Below are 14,699 nucleotides of genomic sequence, written 5' to 3'. Positions count from 1 at the left end.
CGCCCCTTCCGGTTCCGCGCCGATCGTGGGGTGGTGGCGAGCCGCAGGGCTCCAGGGGCCGGTGGACCGCGTCCGCCGGCCGTGCTCAGCGGCGGGACCGGCGCGCGACGTCGCGCAGGGAGACCGCGATCGTGATGCCGATCAGGACGTTGAGGGTCGCGGTGGCCACGCGACTGCCGGTGTCGACTTCCAGGCTGAGGGGCAGGACCGCCGTGATCGCCGTCAGCAGCAGGACGATCCAGGTGAAGAAGTGGACCGCGTCCGGTGTCGTGGACAGCAGGAGCTGGAGCAGACCGGTCGCCGCCAAGGCACCGCCCGCCACGACCAGCGTGTAGGTGAGGGTGTCCGCGCCGCCCCAGGCACCGTCCTCCTTCGGCGCGAGCACGGCGATGTCGAGCAGGCCGCGCGCGGCCAGGATGCCGACGACGGCGAGCAGTCCCGCGACGAACGCGGTGGCGGCGCCACCCGCCCACAGCAGGCCGGCGGAGTAGCGGTTCGACGGCGTCCTACCGGTGTCCTCCGCCGGCGATTCCAGCTCGAACCGTCCGGTGGGCTCGACGCGACGGGGCTCGTCGCCGTCCTGTCGTGGTGTCACGGCTGATTCCTCCGTCGTGTCCGATGACCGCCCGGGGGCCGGTTCGAGGGCTTCTCGTGGTCGCCCCCCTCGACCCTGCCGGGGCAGGTGCCCACCGGCAGCGGTCGAAAGTCCCCGCCGCGCAGGGCCGTACGGGCACCTTCGCGGGGCCGGCTTCGGCGGCCCGGGGGCATCGCCGGGAGTGCCGTCGTGCACGGCTCGAACATGTCCGGGGGTCGGTACCGGCGGTAGGGGCCCCGGGCAGCGAGCACACGACTCTCGACGTCGTGCCGGGGCGCCAGGCGTCGCCGATCCGGACAGCCCGGCGTGCGGACCGGTTTCGCCGTCGAGCGGTGAGCAGCCCTGATCATGCCCGCAGACCGTGGGACAGGAACTGTTCCCGGACCCGGCGGACCAGCGCCGCGTCCGGCGTCGGCGTGTCGGCCAGTGGGAACGGCAGGCCGATGGCCTGGTACTTCGACGCGCCCATCTTGTGGAACGGCAGCACGTCGACGCGTTCGACCGACGGCAGGGTGGCGACGAACCCGGCGATGCCCTCCACGTTGTCCGGCGCGTCGGTCAGGCCCGGCACCAGGACGAACCTGATCCACATCGGCTTGCCCAGGTCGGACAGCCGGCGGGCGAACTCCAGGGTCGGCCCGACCTCGCCGCCGGTGACGTGCCGGTAGGTGGCCGGGTCCCAGGACTTGATGTCGAGCAGCACCAGGTCGGTGTCGGCCAGCATCGCCTCGGTGGCCCGGTCACCGAGGAAGCCGGAGGTGTCCAGCGCGGTGTGCAGGCCCATGCCCTTCACCGCGTGCAGCAACTCGGCGGTGAACTCCGGCTGGAGCAGCGGTTCGCCGCCGCTGACGGTCACGCCACCACCGGCCACCTCGATGAACCGGCGGTACTTCGCGATCTCGTCCACCAGGTCGGCCGCGGTGACGCGCCGCCCGTACCGCGCGAACCGGGTCTCCGGGTTGTGGCAGTACAGGCAGCGCAGCGGGCACCCGGCCAGGAAGACCACGAACCGGGTGCCGGGGCCGTCCACCGCCGTGGCGAGGTCCCAGCTGTGGACGGTCCCGGTGGTCGTCACAGCGACCCGTGGAACGTGCGGTTGACCACGTCGCGCTGCTGTTCGGGGGTCAGGCGAACGAAGTTGACCGCGTACCCGGACACGCGGATGGTCAGCTGCGGGTACCTGTCGGGGTGTGCCATGGCGTCCAGCAGGACGTCCCGGTCGAGCACGTTGGCGTTGAGGTGGAACCCGCCGGCGTCGGTGTACCCGTCGAGGACGCCGACGAGGTTGGTCACCCGCTCCTCGGTGTCCCTGCCCAACCCGTCCGGCGTGATGCTCGCGGTCAGCGAGATGCCGTCCAGCGCCTGGTCGTAGGGCAGCTTGGCCACCGACAGGGCCGCGGCCACGAGACCGTGGCGGTCCCGGCCGTTCATCGGGTTGGCGCCGGGCGCGAACGGCTCGCCCGCGCGCCTGCCGTCCGGCGTGTTGCCGGTGTGCCGGCCGTAGACGACGTTCGAGGTGATGGTCAGCACCGACTGGGTGTGCACGGCGTCGCGGTAGGTCGGGTAACCGCGCACCAGGGCCATGAAGTCCTCGACCAGTCCGACCGCGAGGGCGTCGGCGCGGTCGTCGTTGTTGCCGTAGCGGGGGAAGTCGCCCTCGACCACGAAGTCGACGGCCAGCCCGGTGTCGTCCCGGACGACCCGGACCTTCGCGTGCTTGATGGCCGAGAGGCTGTCGGCGACGACCGACAGGCCCGCGATGCCGCAGCCGAGCAGCCGTTGGGCGGGGTGGTCGTGCAGGGCCATCTCGATGCGTTCGTAGGCGTACTTGTCGTGCATGTAGTGGATGATGTTGAGCGCGTCCACGTAGGTGCGGGCCAGCCAGGCGAGCATCCGGTCGAACGCCGCGCGCACCTCGTCGTAGTCGAGGTAGTCGCCGGCGATCGGAGGTCGGTGCGGCGCGACCTGGTCGCCGGTCAGCTCGTCCCGTCCGCCGTTGATCGCGTAGAGCAGGGCCTTGGCGAGGTTGACCCGCGCGCCGAAGAACTGCATCTGCCTGCCGATCCGCATGGCCGAGACGCAGCAGGCGATGGCGGTGTCGTCGCCGAAGCGGGGCCGGATCAGCTCGTCGTTCTCGTACTGGATCGAGCTGGTGTCCACGGAGACCCGTGCGCAGAACCGCTTGAACCCCTCGGGCAGCGCGGGCGACCACAGCACGGTGAGGTTCGGCTCGGGTGCCGGGCCGAGGTTGTAGAGGGTCTGGAGGAACCGGAAGCCGGTGCGCGTGACCAGCGGCCGGCCGTCCTCCCCGATGCCGCCGATGCTCTCGGTGACCCAGGTCGGGTCGCCGGAGAACAGCTCGTCGTAGGCGGGGGTGCGCAGGAACCGCACGATCCGCAGTTTGATCACCAGGTCGTCGACCAGCTCCTGGGCCCGCGACTCGGTCAGCAGCCCGGCGTCGAGGTCGCGCTGGAGGTAGACGTCGAGGAAGGTGGACGTGCGGCCCAGGGACATGGCCGCGCCGTTCTGCTCCTTCACCGCGGCCAGGTAGGCGTAGTACAGCCACTGGACGGCTTCGCGTGCGGTGGCGGCCGGTCGCGAGATGTCGTCGCCGTAGGACGCCGCCATCTCCTTCAGTTCGCCGAGCGCGCGGATCTGCTCGGCCAGTTCCTCGCGGTCGCGGATCACCTCCTCGGTGGACGGCACGTCGTCGATCGCGGCGCGTTCGGCCAGTTTGGCGTCGATCAGCCGGTCCACGCCGTACAGGGCGACGCGTCGGTAGTCGCCGATGATCCGGCCGCGTCCGTAGGAGTCGGGCAGGCCGGTGATGACCCCGGCCCGCCGGGCGCGCTTGATCTGCTCGGTGTAGGCGTCGAACACGCCGTCGTTGTGGGTCTTGCGGTACTTGGTGAAGATCTCGCGCACGGTGGGGTCCGGCTCGTAGCCGTAGGCGGCCAGCCCGGCTTCGACCATGCGCAGGCCGCCGTTGGGCATGATGGCCCGCTTGAGCGGCGCGTCGGTCTGCAACCCGACGATCAGTTCGTGCTCCCGGTCGAGGTGGCCGGGGCGGTGGGAGGTGATGGTGGACGGCGTGTGCACGTCCACGTCCAGGATGCCGCGCCTGCGCTCCTCGGCGAACAGCCCGGACAGGTTCCGCCACAGCGTCGCGGTCCGCTCGGTCGGTCCGGCCAGGAAGCCGGCGTCGCCCTCGTAGGGGGTGTAGTTGGCCTGGATGAATCCGCGCACGTCGATGTCGTGTCGCCAGTCCGAGCCGCGGAACCCGGCCCACGCGTCCAGCCGCTCCTCCACCGCGGTCATCGGGTCGCCACCACCTTCGGCACCCCGGTCCCGCCCGTCCGCGGTGGTTCGGTCGACGCGTCCGCGAACGGCACTCGCGCGTACTTCGCGTGCGTGCCGTCGACGGCCTTGCCCCGGGCCCGGCCGGGTGCCATCCCGGGCACGTCGTCGGTGAAAGTGCGCGGGTCCGGCACGTCCTCCCACGTCAGCCGCCTGGGACCGCGATGAACGAGCGCCTTCATCGTCTCCTCCTCGATCTCCGTCCGCTTCGAGCGTCCACGCGTGCCGGTCCGCCGGGCAGGGTCCGAGGTCCCGGGTGGACAGGGCTGTCGACCGCTGTCGACGGAGCCGCGGGCGGCGCAGCGTGGTGCGGAGACGAGGAAGGGCGGTGCCGACGATGGCACGGGCATTGGTGGTCTTCGAATCCATGTTCGGCAACACCAAGGCGGTCGCCGAAGCGGTGCGGGCGGGCTTGGCGGAAGGCGGGCAGGTCGACGTCGTGGAGGTCGGGGAGGCACCGGACGTGCTGCCCGGCGACGTCGACCTGCTCGTGGTCGGTGCGCCCACGCACGCGTTCGACCTCAGCCGGGCCGCCACGCGCAAGTCCGCCGCCGACCAGGCGACCGGCGAGCTGGTGTCACGGGGACGAGGCGTGCGCGAGTGGCTCGACGCGCTCGCGCCCGCCGGCCGTGCCGTGAGCGCCCTCGCGTTCGACACCAGGGTCAAGTCGGGGTGGCTGCCGGGCTCGGCCGCCAAGACGATCACGAAACGCCTGCGTCGACTGCGTTTCGCCGTCGCGGGTGCGCCGACGTCGTTCCACGTCGGAGGAACCCCCGGCCCCCTGCTCGCGGGCGAGGTCGACCGCGCGACGACCTGGGCCAGGGCGATCCGCCCCGCGAGTCGGACGTGACGTGTCCGGCGGTTCCGAGGTGACCCGACGCGGGCGGTCGGAGCCGTCGGCTGATTGTCCATATTGGACGGTAACCGGCGGCCCCCGACGTGAGGCCGGGCCAACCCGCCGGCCGCCGCAGGGCCGTAGGCCCCGGCCGATCAGGGACCCCCGCGACGACCAACGACTCTGTGTGCCCAACCGGGATCGGACCAGCCTGGGAAGCACCGGAGCCGACGAGGAGGACGGACATGGACCCGCGGTCGAGTACCGCACGACCGGCACGCCGCACTTCCCGGCGGCCCGCCCCCTCGCCGTCGGGTCGCCGATCACCGCGGTCGGTCGGGGCCCAGGCGCGGGTCGCGATCGCCTGATCGGTCAGGCCCGTCGCAGGCCTCGGTCCCCACGCACCAACCACCACGCCCACCGCGTTCGGCGCGCACGGGCACGTGCCGGCCCGGTCGGCGCGAGCCCGGACGTGGAGCCGCTCGCCGGACACCGAGTGGGCTGCCGTCGAGCCCGGCCGGAGGAGTCATGACCACCTATCCCGTTCGCGTGCACGGCCGGTTCGACCCGGCGCTCAACCGCTGGCTCTGGCTGGTCAAGTGGCTGCCGGCGATTCCGCATTACGTCGTGCTCGCCGTCCTGTGGACGGCGTTCGGCGTGGTGGGGCTGTGCGCGTTCGTCTCGATCCTGGTCACCGGCCGCTACCCGCGTCCGCTGTTCGACTTCGCCCTCGGCGTGCTGCGCTGGACCTGGCGGGTCGCGTACTACTCGTTCGGCGCGTTGGCGACCGACCGGTACCCGCCGTTCAGCCTGGGCGAGGAGCCCGACTACCCGGCGACCCTCGACGTCGCCTACCCCGAGCGGCTCTCCCGCGGTCTGGTGCTGGTGAAATGGTTGCTGGCCATCCCGCACCTGGTCGTCGTCACGATCTTCCTGGGCGGTGGCGGCTACCTGGCCTTCCGGGCGGGGGAGTGGGCGTTCAGCCCGGCCGGCGGCTTGGTGGGCCTGCTCGTGCTCATCGCCGGCGTGGTGCTGCTGTTCACCGGCCGCTACCCCCGCGGCGTGTTCGACTTCGTGCTCGGCATGGACCGCTGGGCGCTGCGCGTCGCCGCGTACGTCGGCCTGATGACCGACGCCTACCCGCCCTTCCGGTTCGACCCCGGAGGCGACGAGCCCGGCGCCGCCGCGCTCGACGCACCGCCGCCACCCGCATCGTCGAGCGGCCCGCCGAGCCGGGTGGTCCCGGCGGTGATCGGCGTCCTGCTCCTGCTCCTGGGGACGGGGTCGGCGTCGGCGGGCGCGCTCGGGCTGTGGGCCGAGCAGGCCCGCCGCGACGCGACCGGTGCCGTCGCCGCGCCCGCGCTGACCGTGCACACCTCCGGCTACGCCGTGGAACTGGGCACCGCCGAGCTGCGGTGGACGGAGGCCGGCCAGGCGGTCGGCGAGGACTGGCTCGGCACGGTCGGCCTGCGCGTCGACCCCGGCACGTTCGTCGGCATCGGCCCCGCGGCCGACGTGACCCGGTACCTGGCCGGTGTCGAGCGCGACCGCGTCACCGGCTTCGGCGACCGGACCGCGTACCGGCACAGCACGGGCGTCGCGCCCACCACCCCGCCGCACGCCCAGCCGTTCTGGGCGGCGACCGGTGTCGGTTCGCTCACCTGGACCCCGCGGCCCGGCGACTGGACCGCCGTGGTGATGAACGCCGACGGCTCGCGCGTGGTCGACACCCCCGTCGTGGCCACCGCGACCCTGCCCGCGCTCGCACCGCTGTCGTGGACCGCCTTCGGCGGCGGAGTGCTCCTGCTGCTCCTCGGCGGCGGGCTGGTGCTCTTCGCCGCGACCCGCCCGACCCGACCCGCCGCACCCGTCCGGACGACGATCGGAGACGAGGACCATGCCTGAACCCGAGGTCGCCCCGCCCGTGGCCCACGAGGCGGCCACGGCCGACATCGGTGCCCCGTGCCCGGAGATCGTCGTCGCCGGCGAGGACCGACCGGGCGGCGCGGTACCCGAGGCCTCGCGGCGGACGTCGTGGGTGCATCCCGCCGCGGGCGGTAAGAGGCTTGCCCCGGCCGTGCCCGGCATGATCGCCGTCCACCACCGCCCGTCCCATGGCCGGGACGACGCCGGTCACCGGGCCTGGTGACGGCGGTGCCGGCCACGACGAAGTCCACGACGGGCGGCCTGACCTCGGCCGAGGCGGCCCGGCGGCTGCGCGAGAACGGCCCGAACCTGCTTCCCGCCGCCGGCGGGACGCACCCGGTCGTCCTGCTGCTCAAGCAGTTCGGGCACTTCTTCGCGATCCTGCTGTGGGTGGCCGCCGCGCTGGCCTCCGTGGCGGGCATGCCGGCGTTGTCGGTCGCCATCGCGTTGGTCGTCGTGCTCAACGGCGTGTTCGCGTTCGCCCAGGAATACCGGGCCGACCGTGCGGCCCAACGGCTGCGCGACCTGATGCCCACCCGGGCCACCGTCCGCCGTGACGGCGAGCCCCGGGTGGTGGACGCGGCCGACCTGGTCGTCGGCGACGAGGTCCTGCTCCAGGGCGGCGACCGGGTCTGCGCCGACGCCAGGGTTTTCCAGGTCGCCGCGTTGGCGGTGGACGAGTCCATGCTCAGCGGTGAGAGCGTGCCCGTGCACCCGGCCGCGGACGACGTCGTGCGGGCCGGCACCTACGTCACGGAGGGGGAGGCGACCGTCGTGGTGACGGCCACCGGCGCCCACACGCGGCTCGCCGGCATCGCCTCGCTCACCCGTGACGCGGTGCGGCCGAAGAGCCCGCTGGCCCTGCGACTGCACCGCGTGGTGACCGTGGTCGGCCTCATCGCGGTCGCGGTGGGCGTGGCGTTCTACGGGGTCGCGATGCTGCTGGGCCTCGACCCGGCGGAGGGCTTCCTGTTCGCGGTCGGCGTCACCGTCGCGCTGGTTCCGGAAGGTCTGCTGCCCACCGTGACGCTGTCGCTGGCGCGTGCCGCCCAGGAGATGGCGCACCGCAAGGCACTCGTGCGGCGGCTGGACGCGGTGGAGACCCTGGGCGCGACCACCTTCGTGTGCACGGACAAGACCGGGACGTTGACCCGCAACGAGATGGCCGCGGTGCGGGTGTGGACCCCGGCCGGCGAGGTCTCGGTCGAAGGAGAGGGTTACGCCCCCACCGGTCGCGTGACCGGTGGACCCGACGCCCTCGCGGCCGTGCGGAGAGCGGCGGCCGGCGCCGTCCGGTGCTCGCCCGGTGCCCGCGCCGAGCATCGGGACGGCCGGTGGTCGCCGGTCGGCGACCCGATGGAAGTGGCCCTGCACGTGCTGGCCGCACGCGTCGGCGCGGACACCTCCACGCCGGAGGCGACCCGCTTCCCGTTCGACCCACGCCGCCGCCGCTCGTCCGTCGCGGATGGCGACGGCGTGCACGTGATCGGCGCACCCGACGCCGTGCTGCCGCTGTGCGCACCCACCCCCGGAGCGCGCGAGGCGGTCGCCGAACTCGGCGCGCGAGGGCTGCGCGTGCTCGCCGTGGCGTGGCGCCCCGGAGCCGCCGTCGACCAGGCGGACGCCGAACGCGACCTGGTCCTGCTGGGTGTCGTCGCACTCCAGGACCCGCCGCGCGACGACGTCGCCGACTCCATCGCGCTGTGCCGCGAGGCGGGCATCAAGCTCGCCATGATCACCGGCGACCACCCGGCCACCGCCCGCGCCATCGCCGTCCAGACGGGGCTGCTCGGTCCCGACGGGCTCGTGGTCGAGGGCGGGGACCTGCCCGCCGACGACCACGCCCTGGGTGAACTGCTCGACCGGGACGGCGTCGTCGTCGCCCGCGTGACCCCCGAGGACAAGCTCCGCATCGCCCGCGCACTACAGGGCCGCGGCCACGTCGTGGCCATGACCGGCGACGGCGTCAACGACGGCCCGGCGCTACGCGCGGCCGACATCGGCGTGGCGATGGGCGCGTCCGGTACCGACGTGGCCCGCGAGGCCGCCGACCTGGTGCTGCTCGACGACCACTTCGGCACGATCGTGGCGGCGGTCGAACTGGGACGTGCGACGTTCGCCAACATCCGCCGTTTCCTGACCTACCACCTGACCGACAACGTGGCCGAGTTGACGCCGTTCGTGTTCTGGGCGCTGTCCGGCGGCTCGTACCCGCTCGCCCTGAGCGTGCTCCAGGTCCTCGCGCTCGACATCGGCACCGACCTCCTCCCGGCCCTGGCGCTGGGCGCGGAGAAGCCCAACCCCCGCACGATGACCGGGCCCGCGCGGACCGGATCGCTGATCGACCGCTCGGTGCTGGTGCGGGCGTTCGGCGTGCTCGGTCCGGCCGAGGCGTTGGCGGCGATGGCGGCGTTCACGCTCGTGCTGCTCGCGGGCGACTGGGACCTGGGCGACCCGGTGTTGGCGGCCACCGCCTCGGGCACCGCGTTCACCGCGATCGTGCTGGGGCAGCTGGCGAACGCGTTCGCGTGCCGCAGCGCCACTACGCCGGTGAAGACCCTGCGGGGCAACCGGCTGCTCGTCGGCGCGGTGCTGTTCGAACTCGTGCTGCTGGCGGTGTTCCTGTTCGTGCCGCCGTTGCCGGGCCTGCTGGGTGGCAGCGCGCCGACCCCGCTGGGCTGGGCGCTCGCGGCGACGACCATCCCGGTCGTCCTGCTCGTGGACGCGGTGCAGAAGTGGGTGCGGAGGCGCCTGACGTGACCGGGGCCGGGCGGGTTCCCGCTGTTCCTCGCCCTCGTGGCGACCGCCGCCCGCCGCTCGACGTGCGCCGCGGAAGCCGACCCGCATCCGTCCACAAGCGACCGAACGAGGAGCGATGATGCCCAAGTACGTGTACGACTTCGCCGAGGGCGACCTGTCCATGGCCGACCTGCTCGGCGGCAAGGGTGCCAACCTCGCCGAGATGACCGTGATGGGGCTGCCCGTACCGCCCGGGTTCACGATCACTACCGAAGCGTGCCGCGCCTTCCTGGCCACCGGCGCGGTGCCGGAAGGCCTCGACGGGGAAGTGGACGAGCACCTGCACGCGTTGGAGCGGGCGATGGGCCGCAAGCTCGGGCAGGCCGACGGGCCGCTGCTGGTCGCGGTCCGCTCCGGCGCGCGGTTCTCGATGCCCGGGATGATGGACACGGTCCTCGACATCGGGTTGACCGACGACTCGGTGGCCGGGCTCGCCGCGTGGGCGGGAGACGAGCGCCTCGCGTGGGACTCCTACCGCCGGCTGGTGCAGATGTTCGGCACGACCGTGCTGGGTGTCGAAGCGGAGTACTTCGCCGCCGCGCTGCGGGACGCCAAGCGCGCCAAGGGTGCCACCGGCGACCTCGGCCTGGACACCGACGACCTGCGTGTGCTCACAGCGACGTTCAAGGACATCGTCCGCGACCGAACAGGCCGCGACTTCCCGCAGGACCCGCGTGCGCAGTTGGGCATGGCGATCACGTCGGTCTTCGCTTCGTGGCACACCGACCGGGCGCGGATCTACCGGCGTGCCGAGCACATCCCGGAAGACCTCGGCACGGCGGTCAACGTGTGCGCGATGGTCTTCGGCAACCTGGGCGACGACTCGGGCACCGGGGTCGCGTTCACGCGCGACCCCGCCACGGGTGCCCCCGGGGTCTACGGCGACTACCTCCCCGACGCCCAGGGCGAGGACGTCGTCGCCGGCATCCGCAACACGCTGCCGCTGCACCGGCTCGCCGACCTGCAGCCCCGGGCCCACGAGCGGCTGATGGAGATCATGGCGGCGCTGGAGGGGCGTTACCGCGACCTGTGCGACATCGAGTTCACCGTCGAACGCGGCAAGCTGTGGATGCTGCAGACCCGCGTCGGCAAGCGCACCGCCGCCGCCGCGTTCCGCATCGCCGACGCACTGCGCGAGGAGGGTCTGATCGACGCCGACGAGGCGCTGCGCCGGGTGACCGGCGCCCAGTTGGGCCGGTTGATGTTCCCGCGCTTCGCCGACACCGACCGGACACCGCTGGCCACCGGTGTCGCCGCGTCGCCGGGCGCGGCGGTCGGCGCGGTGGTGTTCGACTCCGCGACCGCGGTCCGCCGAGGCGAGGAGGGCACCGCGGTGATCCTCGTGCGCCGCGAGACCGACCCCGACGACCTCGACGGGATGATCCACGCCAGAGGCGTGCTGACCAGCCGCGGCGGCAAGACCTCGCACGCCGCCGTCGTCGCCCGCGGCCTGGGCCGGACCTGCGTGTGCGGGGCGGAGTCGCTGACCGTCGACGCCGAGGCCCGCCGCTTCACCACCGCCGACGGCACGGTGGTCGCCGAAGGCGACGTCATCTCGGTCGACGGGACCTCCGGCGCGGTCTACGCGGGCGGACTGCCGGTGGTCCCGTCCCCGGTCGCCGACTACTTCGAGGGCCGCCGCCCGGCCGAGGGCGACGAGCTGCTGCGCGCCGTGGACCGGATCATCACCCACGCCGATCGTCGACGCCGGCTTGAGGTGCGTGCCAACGCCGACACCCCCGAGGACGCCGCGCGTGCCCGTCGCCTCGGTGCCACCGGCATCGGGCTGTGCCGGACCGAGCACATGTTCCTCGGCGACCGCCGCGTGCTCGTCGAACGGCTGATCCTGGCCGCCGACGACAACGCCCGCGCCGTGGCGCTCGCCGCGTTGCTCCCGTTGCAGCGCAACGACTTCACGCGCATCTTCGAGGAGATGGACGGCCTGCCGGTCACGATCAGGCTGCTCGACCCGCCACTGCACGAGTTCCTGCCCGACCGCGTCGGGCTCACCGCGCGGGTCGCGGTCGCGAAGGCGCTCGGTGACACCGGCGCACCCGAGGACCTGCTGCGCGCGGTCGACCGGTTGCACGAGCGGAACCCGATGCTCGGCACGCGCGGCGTGCGGCTCGGGCTGCTCATCCCGGAGCTGTACGACCTGCAACTCCGCGCGATCGCCGAAGCCGTGTCGGCGCGCATCCTGGTGGGCGGACGACCGCACGTGGAGATCATGGTCCCGCTGGTCGGCGACGCGCGGGAGCTGGAGGTGGTCGCGGCCCAGGCCCGGCGGACCGTCGCCGACGTGGCCCGGGAGTCCGGTGTGGACATCAGGTACCGCATCGGCACGATGATCGAACTGCCGCGTGCCGCGGTCACCGCGGGCCGCATCGCCGCGACCGCCGGGTTCTTCTCCTTCGGTACCAACGACCTGACGCAGACCGTGTGGGGCTTCTCCCGCGACGACGTCGAAGGCTCGTTCTTCCCGACCTACCTGGCCAAGGGCGTGTTCACCGTGTCCCCGTTCGAGACACTCGACCGCGAAGGCGTCGGCCGACTGATCGAGATCGCGGTGCGGGAAGGCCGCGACGCCCGCCCGGACCTCACTGTGGGTGTCTGCGGCGAACACGGCGGCGACCCCGCGTCGATCCGGTTCTTCCACGAGGCCGGCCTCGACTACGTGTCCTGCTCACCGTTCCGGGTGCCCGTCGCCCGCCTGGAAGCAGGCCGTGCCGCCGTCGGCGATGCCGATCCGACCACCGCTGGAAAGCCGCCAAGGCAGCGGCGAAACCCGAGCCCCGGGCACGACCGGTGACTCCTCGGTATCCGACGGCCCGAGCCCGGACCGTCGGATCTGCCGAACGGTCGAGGTGATCACGACCGTGGCGGTCGGCGGCGCGGGAAGCTGGATCGTGGCGCCGAATCGGAATCGGAATCGGAATCGGGAGCGGGCGCGCAGCGGACCGGGGTCGAGGCGTTCGATGGTCATGGGTGTCGCGGGCCGCTGCCAGGAGGGCCAGGATTCCACGTCGGTGTGCAGGTTCCAGACGGTGCGCAACGGCGCGTGGACGAGGGTCTCGGCCCGGTGGCGGGCTTCGCCGTCCGGGTCGACGCCGTTGCCCGGACAGGTCGCCGGCACCGACCTTTGAGCGGCTTGGGCAGGCGCGGCGGCGCCACCGAACACGGCGACGACCGCGAAGGTCAGCGGACTGGTCCGACGTGCGAAAGCCATGGTCTCGTCCGCCCTCCACCGATCCGGTCGGGTCGGCCATGCCCGGAGCTTCCCGTCGCGCGGGGGTGCGGTCGCGTCGGCGGGAACCACCTCCATCGACCGCCGGCGGTGCGCGATGATCCCTTGCGGTCGAACGGAGGTCCTGATGCCGACGGTGGTGCTCATCCACGGCGGTCTGTGGGAGGAGATGGACGCCGAGCGGTTCTGGGTCGTCCCCGGCATCGTGTCGGCGTTGCGGCGACGCGGAATCGAGGTGCTCGCGCCGGACCGCGGGCACCGGGCGACCGGGTGGGGGCAGGAGGTCGACCACATGGCGCCGATGCTGCCGGACCACCCGGTGACGATGATCGCGGGCTCCAACGGGTGCTCGGTGGCCGTGCGGCTCGCGTCGACCCGTCCGGGTCGGGTGGCGCGGATGGTCCTGGCCTGGCCGGCGACCGCGGCGGACCCGGTGGTCGACGAGTCGACGCGGCGGCGGTTGACCCGGCTCGGCGCCACCGCGGCGGTGGTCGACGAACTGCTCTCCGGCGGGGTGATCCGCGGCGTGTCGGACACCGCTCTCGAGAGTCTCACGATGCCTGTGGGCCTGGTGCCGTCCGAGCCGGAGAATCCGTTCCACCAGCGGCTGACCATCGACGCGGTGAAGGCGCTGGTGCCGCATGCGGAGGAGCTGCCGGGGTCCGCGGAGCCGCCCCGACCGGAGTTCGCCACGCAGGTGGAACCGTTCGTCGACGCCGTCACCGGGTTCCTGACCGGAAACGTCGGGTCGCGATGACGGCCGGAGCACCAGGCGCGCAGGGCGACCAGCAGCCGGTCGACGTGCGGGTCGGCGCGCAGCGGTCCGAGCACGGTGGTGGCCAGTCGCCGCCACGTCCCGCAGCGTCCGTCGGTCATCATCCCGGCCGGTCGGGGGTCGCAGGTGGGCCCTGCCAGGCCATCAGCAGCTCTGCGGACGCCGGCCACCCGACCAATCCCCGCACCTGTTCCGGGCGCACCGGAACCACCCGGTCGACCATCGCCGCCCTCCGCACCGTCGGGCACGTCCCACCAGACCCGCCGTACCCGTGGTCGCCGAATCACGAGTTCCGTCCCTGATCACGCGCCGCGAAAGACCCGTGCACGACCGTGACCGACTCGGGTGTACTGGAGCGCATGACGATCGCGCCGGTGGTTCTGGGCGGGGCCGGCCCCGCCGATTTGGCGGCGGTGTTGCCGTTGGCCGTGGCGTTCTACGCGGAGCACGGTTTCGGCACCGGCGAGCACGCGCTGCGCGACAACCTGACAGTGCTGCTCGAGTCGCCCGCGGCACGGGTCGCGGTGGTGCGGTCCGACACCCGACCGCTCGGCTTCGCGGTCACCACGACCGGCTTCGGCCTGGAGAACGGGCTGATCGCCGAACTGGAGGACCTCTACGTGCTGCCGTCGGCACGACGCCGGGGACTGGGTGGTCGACTCGTCGCCGACAGCGCCGCATGGGCGCGTGAGCGGGGTTGCCGGAGCCTGGAACTCGTGGTGGCGCCCAACGGCCGCGACATCGGCCCACTGGTCGACTACTACCTCGCACACGGCTTCCGGGACGAAGGCCGCCGCCTGATCAGCCGCCCGCTCTGATCCCGGGCACGCCCCTCGTGCCGACGACACGCCGCCGCCGGCACTTCAGGCGTCGGGAACCCGTCCCAAGGCGGCCTCCGTGAGCTTCTGGGTGGCAGGGCACGCGTCGGCGGTTTTGTCGGCGCGACGCAGGTCCACCGTGAGCACCACCCGGTCGTTCCGGGTTTCGGGGCGGCGCAGCCCGACTTCGTAGCCACAGAACCCCTCCCCGGACCGCCGCCGCGCCGGGTATCCGTCGACCAGACCCTTCTCGTCGCCGAGCTGCCACATGCACAACTCGCCGGGCAGGCGTCCGACGGGCTTCGCGGACGGCACGCCCGCGGCAGTCGTGAGTTCGTCTTCGGTGGGAA

12 protein-coding genes and 1 pseudogene are annotated in these 14,699 nt (G+C 73.1%); 7 read left to right on the top strand and 6 right to left on the bottom strand.

Features of this window, described 5'->3' with window-relative positions:
• Positions 1–85: 85 nt before the first annotated feature.
• The 4 genes from F4559_RS21190 to F4559_RS21175 all read right to left on the bottom strand — a co-directional run bounded on the left by F4559_RS21190 (position 86) and on the right by F4559_RS21175 (position 4,134).
• Positions 86–595 carry a DUF6069 family protein gene (locus F4559_RS21190; protein ID WP_312865745.1) on the bottom strand — a complete coding sequence of 170 codons (510 nt, stop codon included), beginning with the start codon at positions 593–595 and terminating at the stop codon, positions 86–88.
• A gap of 346 nt (positions 596–941) precedes the next feature.
• The gene (gene pflA, locus F4559_RS21185) at positions 942–1,670 is read right to left on the bottom strand and encodes a pyruvate formate-lyase-activating protein (protein WP_184671254.1); all 729 of its coding nucleotides are present in this window, start codon (positions 1,668–1,670) and stop codon (positions 942–944) included.
• Positions 1,667–3,913 (bottom strand): formate C-acetyltransferase, encoded by a 2,247-nt coding sequence (gene pflB / locus F4559_RS21180; RefSeq protein ID WP_184671252.1) that lies wholly within the window; start codon positions 3,911–3,913, stop codon positions 1,667–1,669. Before pflB ends, pflA begins: the two co-directional genes overlap by 4 nt.
• On the bottom strand, positions 3,910–4,134 hold the full coding sequence (locus F4559_RS21175; protein WP_184671250.1) for a hypothetical protein: 225 nt from the start codon (positions 4,132–4,134) through the stop codon (positions 3,910–3,912). The genes pflB and F4559_RS21175 overlap by 4 nt, the downstream gene beginning before the upstream one ends.
• A 155-nt stretch (positions 4,135–4,289) precedes the next feature.
• Here F4559_RS21175 and F4559_RS21170 point away from each other — a divergent pair, with 155 nt between their 5' ends.
• From F4559_RS21170 to ppdK, 5 genes are all read left to right on the top strand, one after another.
• Positions 4,290–4,802 carry a flavodoxin family protein gene (locus tag F4559_RS21170; RefSeq protein WP_184671248.1) on the top strand — a complete coding sequence of 171 codons (513 nt, stop codon included), beginning with the start codon at positions 4,290–4,292 and terminating at the stop codon, positions 4,800–4,802.
• A gap of 513 nt (positions 4,803–5,315) precedes the next feature.
• Positions 5,316–6,692 (top strand): DUF4389 domain-containing protein, encoded by a 1,377-nt coding sequence (locus F4559_RS21165; RefSeq protein ID WP_184671246.1) that lies wholly within the window; start codon positions 5,316–5,318, stop codon positions 6,690–6,692.
• Positions 6,685–6,936: a hypothetical protein gene (locus F4559_RS21160; protein WP_184671244.1), complete on the top strand. Its 252-nt coding sequence runs from the start codon at positions 6,685–6,687 to the stop codon at positions 6,934–6,936. Before F4559_RS21165 ends, F4559_RS21160 begins: the two co-directional genes overlap by 8 nt.
• Before the next feature lie 5 nt (positions 6,937–6,941).
• Positions 6,942–9,473, top strand: coding sequence for a cation-translocating P-type ATPase (locus tag F4559_RS21155; protein WP_184671242.1), 2,532 nt, complete (start codon positions 6,942–6,944; stop codon positions 9,471–9,473).
• Between the two features lie 118 nt (positions 9,474–9,591).
• Entirely contained in the window at positions 9,592–12,321 is a 2,730-nt protein-coding gene (gene ppdK / locus F4559_RS21150) for a pyruvate, phosphate dikinase (RefSeq protein ID WP_184671240.1), read from the top strand.
• A gap of 93 nt (positions 12,322–12,414) precedes the next feature.
• Here the strand turns inward: ppdK and F4559_RS36795 are convergent.
• Positions 12,415–12,738 (bottom strand): annotated as a pseudogene (locus tag F4559_RS36795) (SRPBCC family protein); the annotation flags it as partial.
• Between the two features lie 145 nt (positions 12,739–12,883).
• Here F4559_RS36795 and F4559_RS21145 point away from each other — a divergent pair.
• Both F4559_RS21145 and F4559_RS21140 read left to right on the top strand, forming a co-directional pair.
• Positions 12,884–13,513, top strand: coding sequence for an alpha/beta hydrolase (locus F4559_RS21145; protein ID WP_184671238.1), 630 nt, complete (start codon positions 12,884–12,886; stop codon positions 13,511–13,513).
• A gap of 377 nt (positions 13,514–13,890) precedes the next feature.
• Positions 13,891–14,349, top strand: a complete 459-nt coding sequence (locus tag F4559_RS21140) for a GNAT family N-acetyltransferase (RefSeq protein ID WP_184671236.1) — start codon at positions 13,891–13,893, stop codon at positions 14,347–14,349.
• Positions 14,350–14,394: 45 nt separating this feature from the next.
• On the opposite strand, the gene F4559_RS21135 is transcribed toward F4559_RS21140, so the two are convergent.
• Positions 14,395–14,664, bottom strand: coding sequence for a hypothetical protein (locus tag F4559_RS21135; RefSeq protein WP_184671234.1), 270 nt, complete (start codon positions 14,662–14,664; stop codon positions 14,395–14,397).
• Between the last annotated feature and the right edge of the window lie 35 nt (positions 14,665–14,699).

This window comes from Saccharothrix violaceirubra (genome assembly GCF_014203755.1).
Lineage (GTDB): Bacteria > Actinomycetota > Actinomycetes > Mycobacteriales > Pseudonocardiaceae > Actinosynnema > Actinosynnema violaceirubrum.
The sequence above is the reverse complement of the archived record's forward strand: the minus strand, read 5'-3'. Positions and strand labels throughout refer to the sequence as shown.